The 11,902-nt window shown below is 72.2% G+C and carries 11 protein-coding genes; 7 read left to right on the top strand and 4 right to left on the bottom strand.

All coding sequences use genetic code 11. The features are described 5' to 3' along the window. The first annotated feature begins 58 nt into the window (after positions 1-58). Positions 59-1,549, top strand: a complete 1,491-nt coding sequence (locus ACJJVL_RS11565; protein WP_405218811.1) for an APC family permease — start codon at positions 59-61, stop codon at positions 1,547-1,549. Between the two features lie 115 nt (positions 1,550-1,664). On the opposite strand, the gene ACJJVL_RS11570 is transcribed toward ACJJVL_RS11565, so the two are convergent. Further along, on the bottom strand, positions 1,665-2,081 hold the full coding sequence (locus ACJJVL_RS11570) for a hypothetical protein (RefSeq protein WP_405218812.1): 417 nt from the start codon (positions 2,079-2,081) through the stop codon (positions 1,665-1,667). Positions 2,082-2,175: 94 nt separating this feature from the next. Between ACJJVL_RS11570 and hemB the strand changes: the two genes are divergently transcribed. Genes hemB through ACJJVL_RS11590 form a run of 4 tightly spaced genes read left to right on the top strand, consistent with a single transcriptional unit; the run spans position 2,176 to position 5,595 of the window. After that, on the top strand, positions 2,176-3,156 hold the full coding sequence (gene hemB, locus ACJJVL_RS11575; RefSeq protein ID WP_405218813.1) for a porphobilinogen synthase: 981 nt from the start codon (positions 2,176-2,178) through the stop codon (positions 3,154-3,156). Then, complete coding sequence (gene hemL / locus ACJJVL_RS11580; RefSeq protein WP_405218814.1) at positions 3,153-4,454, top strand: glutamate-1-semialdehyde 2,1-aminomutase; 1,302 nt, start codon at positions 3,153-3,155, stop codon at positions 4,452-4,454. Before hemB ends, hemL begins: the two co-directional genes overlap by 4 nt. 9 nt (positions 4,455-4,463) lie before the next feature. Next, positions 4,464-4,751 (top strand): cupin, encoded by a 288-nt coding sequence (locus tag ACJJVL_RS11585; protein WP_405218815.1) that lies wholly within the window; start codon positions 4,464-4,466, stop codon positions 4,749-4,751. Between the two features lie 49 nt (positions 4,752-4,800). Then, positions 4,801-5,595, top strand: a complete 795-nt coding sequence (locus ACJJVL_RS11590; protein ID WP_405218816.1) for a hypothetical protein — start codon at positions 4,801-4,803, stop codon at positions 5,593-5,595. A 162-nt stretch (positions 5,596-5,757) separates the two neighbouring features. Here the strand turns inward: ACJJVL_RS11590 and nucS are convergent, their stop codons facing one another. Both nucS and ACJJVL_RS11600 read right to left on the bottom strand, forming a co-directional pair. Beyond that, positions 5,758-6,453 (bottom strand): endonuclease NucS, encoded by a 696-nt coding sequence (nucS, locus tag ACJJVL_RS11595; RefSeq protein ID WP_405218817.1) that lies wholly within the window; start codon positions 6,451-6,453, stop codon positions 5,758-5,760. Beyond that, complete coding sequence (locus ACJJVL_RS11600; protein ID WP_405218818.1) at positions 6,450-7,628, bottom strand: MFS transporter; 1,179 nt, start codon at positions 7,626-7,628, stop codon at positions 6,450-6,452. The genes nucS and ACJJVL_RS11600 overlap by 4 nt, the downstream gene beginning before the upstream one ends. A gap of 222 nt (positions 7,629-7,850) precedes the next feature. On the opposite strand from ACJJVL_RS11600, the gene ACJJVL_RS11605 reads away from it, so the two are divergent. Together ACJJVL_RS11605 and ACJJVL_RS11610 are read left to right on the top strand one after the other, a co-directional pair. Beyond that, complete coding sequence (locus ACJJVL_RS11605; protein WP_405218819.1) at positions 7,851-8,894, top strand: ABC transporter ATP-binding protein; 1,044 nt, start codon at positions 7,851-7,853, stop codon at positions 8,892-8,894. An 11-nt stretch (positions 8,895-8,905) separates the two neighbouring features. Continuing rightward, the gene (locus ACJJVL_RS11610; protein WP_405218820.1) at positions 8,906-10,546 is read left to right on the top strand and encodes an ABC transporter permease; all 1,641 of its coding nucleotides are present in this window, start codon (positions 8,906-8,908) and stop codon (positions 10,544-10,546) included. 34 nt (positions 10,547-10,580) lie between these two features. Here the strand turns inward: ACJJVL_RS11610 and ACJJVL_RS11615 are convergent, their stop codons facing one another. Continuing rightward, positions 10,581-11,897 carry an MATE family efflux transporter gene (locus ACJJVL_RS11615; protein WP_405218830.1) on the bottom strand — a complete coding sequence of 439 codons (1,317 nt, stop codon included), beginning with the start codon at positions 11,895-11,897 and terminating at the stop codon, positions 10,581-10,583. Between the last annotated feature and the right edge of the window lie 5 nt (positions 11,898-11,902).

Genomic DNA, 11,902 nt, shown 5'->3' on the forward strand with positions numbered 1-11,902 from the left:
CGCGCGCGCCGGGAGCGAGAGCATGAGGCAGCACACGCCCCCGACCCCAAGGAGTCCCGTGTCCGCCCAAGCACAACGGAGTGCCCTGAAGCCGAATCAGCTCGGCGTCCCGGCCATCGTCTTCCTCGTCCTCGCGGCCGTCGCGCCGCTCACCGTCGCGATCGTCGTCATGCCGCTCGCGATCGGCTTCGGCAATGGAGGCGGCATCCCGGTCGCCGTCATCGTCGTCGCGCTCGCACTGCTCCTGTTCGCCATCGGGTACGCGCAGATGTCGAAGGAGCTCGTCAACGCCGGCGGCTTCTACGCCATCGCCGTCAAGGGGCTGGGCCGCACCGCCGGGCTCGTCACCGGTCTCATCGCCACCCTCGGCTACAACTTCTTCGTCGCGGGAGCACTCGGCACGATCGGCTTCTTCACCGGCGCTGTCGTGCTGCCGGCGCTGTTCGGCTTCGAGGTGCACTGGTTCCTCGCCGGCGTGGTGCTGTTCGGCATCGTGTTCCTGCTTGCGCGCTCCGGCATCCACATGAGCGCGATCGTGCTGGGTGTCGCACTCGTGCTCGAGACCGTGATCCTGGTCGCCTTCGCGGTCTCCGTGCTGGTGCAGACCGGCTTCAGCCTCGAGGCCTTCACCATGGCGATCAGCCCGGAGATCCTCGTCGGCGGCTCGATCTGGATCGCGTTCCTCATGGTCGCGACCGCGTTCATCGGCTTCGAGGCCACGGCGCTGTTCAGCGAGGAGGCGCGCGAGCCGCGCAAGACCATTCCGCGGGCGACCTACACCGCGATCATCGCGATCGGCGTGCTGCACGCGTTCACCGGATGGGCGATCGTCAGCGCCGTCGGCGTCGACGGCGCGCAGGCGGTCGCGCTCGACAGCCTCGCGGCCGGTGATATGACGCTCGTGCTCATCGACACGTATCTCGGCCCGATCATCGGGATGATCGCGCTCGTCCTGCTGGTGGTGAGCCTGTTCGCGGCGCAGCTCGCGTTCCACAACGCCGCCGCCCGCTACCTCTACGCGCTCGGCAGGGCGCGGGTGCTGCCCAGGTGGCTCGCCAAGACCAACCGCAACGGCGCACCCGAGCGTGCCCAGCTCGCGAACCTGCTCTTCGCGGTAGCCGTGGCCGGCATCTTCGCGCTCGCGGTGGAGACCGACCCCGACGGCAACCCGCTGCCGCCGGTGCTCACGCTCGTGCCCGTGGGCCTCGGCTTCGGCACCCTGGCGGTGCTGATCGTGCAGACGATCGCAGCGCTGTCGGTCGTCGCGTACTTCCGCAAGCAGTCGGATCCCCGCCTGTGGAGCACCCTGATCGCACCGGGTCTCGGCTTCCTGGCGCTGCTCGGCTTCAGCGTCGGCGCGATCTTCAACTTCACGCTCGTCGCCGGCTCCGAGGCGCTCTACGTGCGGCTGATGCCGTGGCTGCTGGTAGTGGCACTGGTCGGCGGCATCGGCTACGCGGTCTACCTCCGCTCGCGTCGGCCTGACGTCTACGAGCAGCTCGACACCGATATCGAGCGCGTCGACGAGCTGGATGCAGCTGGAGTGTGAGCACCCGCTCCACCGGCTGCCGCGACGGTTGGCCGGTGGAGCGCACTGCACTGCCAGGCGCGCGGCAGCGCCAGCCCGCCCGGCCCTCGCCGCGCAGATCACCAGTGGTCGCAGGTCACTCTCGGGTTGTGATCTGCGAACATCCCATCGGGTTGTGCGAGAACAACCATGCGTGGCGCTGCCAGTAGGCGGGGACCTCATACCGGTTCGGTGACGCGACGTAGGTCAGGTCCGCTCCGAACAGTCGCGGTGCCGTGTCGCCGTGCTCGGCGGCCCAGGCGTCTGCGAAGACGAAGTACTCGACAGCCACCAGGGCCAGTCGTCCGTTCCTGGTCGGTTCGTAGAGGAGCACTTCTGGATGCGCCGGGTCGAGCGTGGTGTCGACGAGGCTCCCGTTGACCCAATGCACGCCCATCGCGCCATGCCCGTGCAGGTCGGCGATGCACTCGTGCAGCGGCACGCCCTCCGGGAAGGCGCCGTACCCGGCGTTGGTTGCCGCGGCCGTGCGGGCCGCCCTGCTGCGGACGGTCATCAGCCCTGCTCCACACGAGAAGCCCCGAGCCCGGTCCGGCAACCGCCTGCAGCGGAGCCTCCCGCTGAGCAGGGCCGCGAGTACCCTGGAGGCAATGCCTCCCATCATCCGTCCCCGCCGCCTGCGGGCCAGCGCGCCCATGCGTCGCCTCGTGGCCGAGACCCGCATCCACCCCGCGCAGCTCGTGCTGCCGATGTTCATCGCCGAGGGCCTGAGCGAGCCTCGCCCGATCAGCTCGATGCCGGGCCAGGTGCAGCACACGCTCGACTCCGCCGCCCGCGAGGTCGAGCGCGCGATCGCCGCCGGCGTCGGCGGCATCATGCTGTTCGGCGTGCCGCAGGAGAAGGACGCGCAGGGCTCCGGTGCCACCGACCCCGACGGCATCCTCAACCGCGCGACCGCGTTCCTCGCCGAGCGCTTCGGGGACGCGACGGTCGTGCAGACCGATCTGTGCCTGGACGAGTTCACCGACCACGGTCACTGCGGCGTGCTCGCTGGCGACGGCTCGGTCGACAACGACGCCACGCTCGAGCGCTACGCCGACATGGCGATCGCGCAGGCCGAGGCGGGCAGCCAGATCCTGGGGCTCAGCGGCATGATGGATGGCCAGGTCGAGCGGGTGCGCGCCGCCCTCGACGCCGCGGGCCACGAGAGCACCGCGATCCTCGGCTACAGCGCCAAGTACGCCTCCGCCCTCTACGGCCCGTTCCGCGAGGCCGTCGACTCAAGTCTCACGGGCGACCGCAAGACCTATCAGCAGGACCCGGCCAATCGCCGCGAGGGGCTGCGCGAGGCACTGCTCGACCTGGCGGAGGGTGCCGACATCGTGATGGTGAAGCCCGCCAGCCTCTATCTCGACGTGCTCGCCGACGTGGCCGCCGCATCCGACGTGCCCGTCTGGGCCTACCAGGTGTCCGGCGAGTACGCGATGGTCGAGGCGGCCGCCGAGCGCGGCTGGATCGACCGCGACCGCCTCATCACCGAGAGCATCACCTCGATCGTCCGTGCCGGCGCCGACACGGTGCTGACCTACTGGGCGATCGAGCAGGCAGAGTGGCTGGGAGTCCGTTCATGAGCACCAATGCCGAGCTGTTCGAGCGCGCCAAGCTGGCGATCCCCGGCGGCGTCTCGAGCCCCGTGCGCGCCTTCGGGTCCGTCGGCGGCACGCCCTCGTTCCTGATCAGCGCCAAGGGCGCGTACGTCACCGATGCCGAGGGTCGCGAGTTCGTCGACCTGGTCGCCAGCTGGGGGCCCGCCATCCTCGGCCACGCGCATCCGGAGGTCGTCGAGGCCGTGCAGGATGCCGCCGGCCGCGGCCTCTCGTTCGGTGCGTCCACGCCGGGTGAGGCGCTGCTCGCCGAGGAGGTCGAGCGCCGCGTGGGACCGGTGGAGCGGCTGCGGCTGGTCTCCACCGGCACCGAGGCCACCATGACCGCCATCCGGCTCGCGCGCGGCGCCACCGGTCGCGACCTGCTCGTCAAGTTCGACGGGCACTACCACGGGCACTCCGACGGCCTGCTGGTCGCGGCGGGCTCCGGCCTCGCCACGCTCGCGATGCCCGGCTCCGCCGGCATCCCGGAGGCCGTCGCCGCCACCACGCTGGTCGTTCCCTACAACGACCGCGACGCCGTCGAGGCCGTCTTCGCCGAGCACGGCGAGCGCATCGCGGCCGTCATCGTCGAGGCTGGGGCCGCGAACATGGGCGTCGTGGAGCCCGACGGCGACTTCAACGGCTTCCTGGCCCGCGTCGCGCACGCGCACGGCGCGCTGCTGATCAGCGACGAGGTGCTCACCGGCTTCCGCGTGCACCGCAGTGGCATGTGGGGGCTCGAGGAATGGACGGGCGACGAGGCACCCGACCTCGTGACCTTCGGCAAGGTGATCGGCGGTGGCATGCCACTCGCCGCGCTCGGCGGTCGCGCCGACCTCATGGAGCAGCTCGCACCCACCGGCCCCGTCTACCAGGCGGGCACGCTCTCCGGGAACCCGGTCGCTGTGGCGGCTGGCCTCGCGACGCTGCGCCTCACGACCGACGGCGTCTACCAGCGGCTCGATCACGCGGCCGACGTCATCACGGATGCGCTCACGGATGCGCTGCACGCCGAGGGCGTCGCCCACGCGATCACGCGGGTCGGCAGCCTCTTCTCGGTTGCGTTCCGAGACGGGGCGCCAGCGAACTTCGATGAGGTGCGGGCGCAGGACGCGTTCCGCTACCCGCCGTTCTTCCACGCCATGCGCGATGCGGGCGTGAGCCTGCCGCCGAGCGTGTTCGAGGCGTGGTTCGTCACCGCGGCGCACGGCGACGAGCCGCTCGCGCGCATCGTCGACGCGCTGCCGGCTGCTGCGCGGGCTGCCGCGGCCGCGACGCTGTAGGGACGCGTCATGGCCAGCTCCCGGCTACTCGTCGACGACGACCGGTTCCGCATCATCGAGTGGACGATCGAGCCCGGCGGCGCGATCGACCAGCACACGCACGAGTTCGACTACGCGGTGGTGGGCATCGCGCGCTCGACCATGTGGGCGGTGCTGCCCGATGGCACAGAGCTCGAGGTGCAGATCGTGCCGGGCGAGGCGTACGCCCGCGAGGCCGGCGCGACGCACAGGATGGAGAACCGTGGCACGGCGAGCGTCGTGTTCACGGAGGTCGAGGTCAAGACGCCTCGCGCCTGAGCGGATCTGTGCCCTGGTCGCGGGGCCGACACGGGCATACCTTGGCTGCATGACGATGCAGACGGCATGCCCCACGTGCGGCACTCTCATGCGCGAGATCGTCTGGGGCTACGGCACGATCGCGGATGTCGCCGACGCGGGCGACGTCGTGATCGGCGGCTGCGTCATCGAGGTCGACGACATCGGCCGGGTCGCGGCGCTGCAGTGCCCCGCGTGCGGCACGCGCACGGACGAGCACGGCATCGCGCTCGAGAGGCCGACCCCGGAGACCACCGTGCATCCGTTCGGCGTCGCCTTCAGCAATGCGCAGCATCCGAGACAGGAGGTCACCATGCGTGAGCACTCGAAGGACGCCGGCGATGCCGGCGGCGCCGAGACGGCCGATGGGGCGCCGTTCATCGACGAGGACTTCGGCGGCATCGCCTCGGGTGGCGATTGGCGCGATCACGTCGAGCCCTACGCCTCCCGGGAGGACGAGGTGCCGCAGCCCTCGTCCGCATCGTCCGCTCCTGTGGAGCCCTATGCATCCCGCGACGACCGGATACCGGACCGGGCGGCGTCGGCGCCGGATCGCGTAGAGCCGTACGCGTCGCGGGAGGATCCCGTGCCGGATCCCGGTGCGCCATCGGCGGATCGCGTCGACCCGTACGCATCGCGGGAGGACCCGGTGCCGGACCGGGATGGCGAATGGCGCGAGCGCATCGACCCGTTCGCCGCGGACCCGGGCTCGCAGGGCGTGCCGGGGGAGCCGATGCCCGGCGAGGCGCTGGATCTGCACTCGCTCGACACCAGCGACTTCACTGACGCCGAGGAAGAGGGCTGGCCGGCGCGCGGCCCCGAGTAGTGCGGCGGGCCCGTGCCGCGCCGCCCCGGATCGAGGATGGATTGCGGGATCGGTCGCCGCCGGAGGACAGATCGTCCTCGCCTCGCGATTCGTCCTCCTTCTGGGACTTCGGCAACGCTCGTGACGCAGCTGCGAAAGCTCTTGGCGACGACTGCGACGACCTCAGAACAGCCGGGCGTGCCCCGAGTCGATGCCCCGCATGTCGTCGTAGTCGAGCACGACGCAGCGGATGCCGCGATCCTCGGCGAGCGTGCGCGCCTGCGGCTTGATCTCCTGCGCGGCGAACACGCCGGTGACGGGCGCGATGCGCGGATCGCGGTTCAGCAGCTCCAGGTAGCGCGTGAGCTGCTCGACGCCGTCGATCTCGCCGCGCCGCTTGATCTCCACCGCGACCGTCGCTCCCGAATCGTCGCGGGCGAGGATGTCGACCGGCCCGATGGGCGTCATGTACTCCCGCCGCCACAGCTCGAAGCCCTCGCCCAGGCGGTCGATCTGCTCGGCCAGCAGCACCTGCAGGTGCGCCTCCACGCCGTCCTTGACGAGGCCGGGGTCCACGCCCAGCTCGTGCGAGGTGTCCGAGAGGATCTCGTGCACCGACACGATGAGCGAGTCCCCGGTCTTCTTGTGGGTGACCTTCCAGATCTCGGTCACCCCCGCATCCGCTTGGGTCTCATCGGGCTCGGATGCCCTGAGCACCGCGGGCGGGCTCATCCAGTTGAGCGGCTTGTAGGAGCCGCCATCGGAATGCACCAGGATCGAGCCGTCGGCCTTCAGCATCAGCACGCGCGGCGCCAGCGGCAGGTGGGCCGAGAGTCGACCGGCGTAGTCGACGGAGCAGTGGGCGACGACGATTCTCACGCGTCCTCCTTGATGGTCGTGCCGCGCTCGCGGGCGACGGGGCTGGTGAAGAGCGAGAGCAGGACGAAGGCGAGCACGGCGAGGAGCGCGAATCGCAGGCCGACGACGTCGCCGAGCAGGCCGAGCAGCGGCGGCCCGGCGAGGAAGGCCAGGTAGCCGATCGCCGAGACGGTGCCCACGCGAGCCGCAGCCAACCGCGGCTCGTCGGCTGCGGCGCTCATACCGACCGGGAAACCGAGGCTCGCGCCCACGCCCCACAGCACGACGCCTGCGATGACGAGCGGTGCGGGATCGGCGAAGATCACCAGCAGCAGCCCTGCCGCGGCCATGGCGGCCGTCGCGCGCAGCACCGCGACGCGGCCGAAGCGCTCGAGCAGCGGCACGCCGAGCACGCGGCCGACGGTCATGGCGGTGAGGAAGAGCGCGAGCACGAACGCGCCGCCCTCGTTCGAGAAGCCGTGGCCGTCGACCATCGTGAGCGCGAGCCAGTCGTTCGCGCTGCCCTCGGTGAGCGACATCCCCAGCACCAGCAGGCCGAGCAGCAGCGTGCGCGGATCCTTCCAGACCGAGAGCCGCTCGCGGAGGTTGACGGGCTCGTGGTCCTCCTCCACCACCTCAGGCGGGAGGGCGCGGGCGACGGCGGCCGCGAGTGCCGTCAGGCCGATGCTGATGCCCGTCGCCTGCCAGCCGATGCCGATGCCGAGCAACTCGCAGAGCCCGCCGAGGCCGGCGCCCGCGACGGTGCCCAGCGAGAAGGAGGCGTGGAACAGCGGCATGATCGGCCGACCGAACGCCCGCTCGTACGCTGCGCCGGAGAGGTTCATGCCGACATCGGTGATGCCGATCACGCTGCCGCCCAGGATGAATCCGGCGACGACCAGCCACATGAGGCTCGCATCGGCAGCCCAGCCCGCGATGGCGAGCCCCACGCCCACGATCACCATCCCCAGCGGGATCACGCGCCGAGCGCCGAGCGCGTGGATGATGTGGCTCGCGAGCAGCAGGCCGGACACCGAACCGATCGAGATGCCCAGCAGGATGAGGCCCATCTCGCCGGTGGACACGTCGAGCTGGTCGCGCACGTAGGGCACGCGTGCCAGCCAGCTGGCGAGGCTGCAGCCCATGGCGAAGAAGGTGGCGAAGACGGCGTTCCGCCAGGCGATCAGGGAGGGCACCGGGCTATTCTGCCGTGCTTCGCGCCCGCCCGCTGCTGCCGCGCGCCACGCGGTCACCCCACGGCCGCCGCAGTCACCCGGCAGCGCGGCGCGCACAACGCAAGCCCGGCGGCGGCATCGGGCGGCGGGCGGCCGTCGATGTCGTCCCGCGTCGCGCAATGCGGGGCTCGGGCTTGCGTTGTGCGGGCGCCGCGGAGGCCCCGCGGGGGTAGCGTCGGGGGCATGGCAGAGCCGGTGATCGAGACCCGGGGTCTCGACAAGCGATTCGGTCGGGTGCAGGCGCTCGACCAGCTCGACCTCGTCGTCGAGCCGGGCGACGTGCACGGCTTCCTGGGGCCGAACGGCGCGGGCAAGTCCACCGCCATCCGGGTGCTGCTCGGGATGCTGCGCGCGAGCGCGGGGGAGGCGACCGTGTTCGGGATGGATCCCTGGCGCGACGCCGTCGCGATCCACCGCCGCGTCGCCACCGTGCCCGGCGACGTGACCCTGTGGCCGAGTCTGACCGGCGGCGAGGCGATCGACACGATCACGAGGCTCCGCGGCCATGGGGCCCCGGCAGCCGACAGGCAGCGCCTCATCGAGGCCTTCGACTTCGATCCGCGGCGCAAGGCGAAGACCTACTCCAAGGGCAACCGGCAGAAGGTGGCGCTCATCGCGGCGTTCGCGAGCGAGGCCGAGCTGTACATCCTCGACGAGCCGACCAGCGGCCTCGATCCGCTGATGGAGAGCGTCTTCCAGGCCGAGATCCGTCGGGTGGCCGACCGCGGTACGACGGTGCTGCTCTCCAGCCACATCCTCAGCGAGGTCGAGCAGCTCTGCTCGCGCGTCTCAATCATCCGCGACGGTCGCATCGTCGAGGCGGGCACGCTCGACGAGCTGCGACACCTGCACCACACGGTGGTGTCCTACCGCGGCCCCGCGCCGCACGGGCTGCCGCTCACGGACGTGCGGGTCGACGGCGACCACGTGCGCGGCTCGGCCGCGGGCGCCGACGTGCCCGCGGTGCTGCGCTGGCTGGGTGAGCACGAGGCGCAGGCGGTCACGCTCACGCCGCCGAGCCTGGAGGAGCTGTTCCTGCGCCACTACGGCGATGAGGCGCGCGTCGAGACCGCCCGCGGCGAGCGGGCGATCGGTCAGTCGCACGCGATCGGCGAGACGACGGGCGCGGCGGCTGCGAGCGCGCCGGCTGAGCGGGCGGAGGTCCATGAGCCGGATGCCGCGGCAAGCGCACCCGACGGACAGCCCCGCGGCCGTCACGCGCGGTGAGGAAAGGCACGATGCTGACGGGTGCCAGCCTGCTGCTCACGGCAGCGCTGCGGCGCGACCGCTTCCTGGTGCTGCTCTGGGTGCTCGGGATCGCGGGCCTCTGGGCGGCGGTGCTCGCCGGTCTCGGCGCGGCCTTCGACGAGCAGGCGCGACGCGGGCTGATCGCGCTGCTGTCGGCACAGCCCGGGCTGCTGCTGCTGCGCGGTGCCCCCGCCGGCACGGACCTCGGCGCGGTCATGTTCGTCTCTGTCTACGCCTACCTCGCCCTGATGGTGGGCTTCATGATGACGTTCTTCGCGGTGCGGCACTCGCGCGGCGACGAGGATGCCGGACGCGCCGAGCTCGTACGAGGCACCGCGGTCGGCCGCTGGGCGCCCCTGTCCGCCACCCTGCTCGCCGGGCTCGTCGAGCTCGCGGTCGTGTGCGGCGCGATGCTCGCGGTGTCGCTCGCGCTGGGGCTCGAGGCGACCGGATCGTGGCTGCTCGCCGGCTCGCTCGCGGGTGTCGGCGCGCTCGCGATGCTCGTGGGGCTGCTGGCGGGGCAGGTCTTCCCGACCTCGCGGTCGGCCAACGGGGCGGCGGCGATCGTGGTCGGGCTCTGGTTCCTCGTGCGCGGCATCGGGGATGCCCTGGGCGAGCCGAGCGCCGACCTCACCCGGGTGACGTCGGCCTGGCCGACGTGGCTCTCGCCGATCGGCTGGGGCGCCCAGACGCATCCGTTCGCCGACGACCCCTGGGCACCCGATGCCACGCCGCTGCTGCTGTTCGTGCCGGCGGTGCTCGCGCTGCTGGCGCTGGTGGTGGCGCTCGAGTCGCGCCGCGAGCTGGGCCGCTCGCTGCTGCCCGATCGCCCGGGGCGCCCCACCGGCAGCGCGCTGCTCGGCTGGCACCCGGCGGGCGCGCCCGCGGGACTCGCCCTGCGGCTGCAGCGCGGGGCGATACTGGCATGGGCGGTGGTCGCCGCGGTGCTGGGGCTGGTGGCTGGCCGCCTGGCTCCGGTGATCGCGGCGGCACTGGACGATATCCCGCAGATGCGCGCGATCGTCGCGCAGCTGGGCGGCGACGCCGGCGGCGACAGCGAGACCCTGTTCCTGGTCTCGATCGCCGCAATGGTCGGCGTGATCGCCAGCGCCGCCGCGATGCAGGCCGTGCTGCGACTGCGCCACGAGGAACTGCAGCACGGGGAGCTCGTGCTCGCCACGACGGTGCCGCGCACGGGCTGGCTCGCGAGCCACCTCGGCACCGGGGCGCTCACGGGCACCCTCGTGCTCGCGGTCTTCACGCTTGTCGCAGGCGCGTCGATCGCTGTCGGCGGCGAGGACCGCTGGGCGGTGCTGTCGGAGATCGCGCTCACGCACGTGCCGCTGGTGGCCCTCTACCTCGCGGTGGCCGCGGCGCTCCTCGCGTTCCTGCCCGCGACGGTCGCGTGGCTGGGCTGGCTGCTGCTCATCGGGCTGCTGCTCGCGGGCGAGTTCGCGCCGCTGCTGGGCGATGGATGGGCGTGGGTCGAGAACGTAAGCCCGTTCCACTGGGTCGCGAATCCGCTCGAGGCCGATCCCGACTGGACAGGGAGCTGGTGGCTCGTCGGCATCGCGCTCGTGCTGCTCGCGGCAGCCGCCTGGCGCTGGCGGCGCCGCGACGCGCTCGTGTGACCGCAGGCGCAGGAGTGCGCAGCGGTGGATGCGATCAGCGCCGCCCGAGCCGCATCCACGTGTCGGAGCGTGCTCGCAGGCCCAACGTGGTGGCGCGAGCGCCGAGATACGCGAAGGAGAACGCGCCCCAGATGACGGCGAGGGCGTCCCAACCCGGCAGCAGCGCCAGCAGCAGCAGCGGCAGGTAGACGGCGAGGTTCACGACCCCCGTCCACGCCAGGTAGCGCACGTCGCCGGCGCCGATCAGCACGCCGTCGAGCACGAAGACGTAGCCGGCGATCGGCTGCGCGAGCGCGAGCAGCACCAGGGCGACCGGCAGCGCGTCGAGCACGGCAGCATCGCTCGTGAAGACGCCGCCGAGCACCCACGCGACCGCGAGCAGCAGCGCGCCGACGAGGCATCCGAACCCCACGCCCCAGCGCTGCAGCCGGCGTGTGACCGCACGCGCCGCGGCAGCATCGCCGGAGCCGAGGGCCTGGCCAAGCAGCGCCTGGCCCGCGATTGCGAGCGCATCCAGCGCGAAGGCGAGGGTCGAGAACAGCGCGAACGCGATCTGCGTCGAGGCGAGCGTGGTGGTGCCCGCCTGCGTGGCCACAGCCGTGGTCGCCAGCAGCGCCGCCCGCAACGACAGGGTGCGCAGGAACAGCCAGCCACCCGTGGATGCCGTGCGCCCGAGGTCGCCCCAGTGGATCGCGAGCGAGACCTCGGCTCGGCGCGCCTCGCGCACCGCGAACCACAGGAAGAACGCCGCCATGCCCCACTGCGCGATGACGGTGCCGAGCGCGCTGCCCGCGACGCCGAGCCCGACGCCGTAGATGAGCACGGCGTTGAGTGCCGCGTTGGCGGCGAAGCCCACGGTCGCGACAACCAGCGGCGTCCGCGTGTCCTGCAGCCCGCGCATCAGGCCTGTCGCTGCGAGCACGATGAGCATCGCCGGCAGCCCCAGGATCGAGATGCCCAGGTAGACGGCGGCGTGCGAGGTCACGGCGGATGCGGCGCCGAAGAGGGCGACCACGGGGTGCGCGAGCGGGGTCGCCAGCACGAGCGCCGCCCCGGCGACGATCGCGAGCCAGATGCCATCGAGACCCGCCCGGATGGCGGCGGGCCGATCGCCGGCGCCCAGCAGCCGAGCGACCGCGGGCGTGGTGCCGTAGGCGAGGAAGATGAGCAGGCCAACGGCGGTTGAGAGCACGGCGACGCCGATGCCGACGCCCGCGAGCTGCTCGGCGCCGAGGTGCCCGACCATGGCGGTGTCGACGAGCAGGAAGGCCGGCTCCGCGATGAGCGCGCCGAGGGCGGGGATCGCGAGGTGCAGGATCTGCCGATCCAGCGCATCCGGCTTCACTCGCACCGCTC

This window comes from Agrococcus sp. Ld7, assembly GCF_045064095.1.
In the GTDB taxonomy this organism is placed as follows: Bacteria; Actinomycetota; Actinomycetes; order Actinomycetales; family Microbacteriaceae; genus Agrococcus.

What these genes read in the sequence shown, in the direction of transcription:
- ACJJVL_RS11570 (WP_405218812.1), bottom strand. Translation starts at nt 2,081, where the DNA reads ATGACCGTCCGCAGCAGGGCGGCCCGCACGGCCGCGGCAACCAACGCC.
- hemB (WP_405218813.1), top strand. Translation starts at nt 2,176, where the DNA reads ATGCCTCCCATCATCCGTCCCCGCCGCCTGCGGGCCAGCGCGCCCATG.
- hemL (WP_405218814.1), top strand. Translation starts at nt 3,153, where the DNA reads ATGAGCACCAATGCCGAGCTGTTCGAGCGCGCCAAGCTGGCGATCCCC.
- ACJJVL_RS11585 (WP_405218815.1), top strand. Translation starts at nt 4,464, where the DNA reads ATGGCCAGCTCCCGGCTACTCGTCGACGACGACCGGTTCCGCATCATC.
- ACJJVL_RS11590 (WP_405218816.1), top strand. Translation starts at nt 4,801, where the DNA reads ATGACGATGCAGACGGCATGCCCCACGTGCGGCACTCTCATGCGCGAG.
- ACJJVL_RS11605 (WP_405218819.1), top strand. Translation starts at nt 7,851, where the DNA reads ATGGCAGAGCCGGTGATCGAGACCCGGGGTCTCGACAAGCGATTCGGT.
- ACJJVL_RS11610 (WP_405218820.1), top strand. Translation starts at nt 8,906, where the DNA reads ATGCTGACGGGTGCCAGCCTGCTGCTCACGGCAGCGCTGCGGCGCGAC.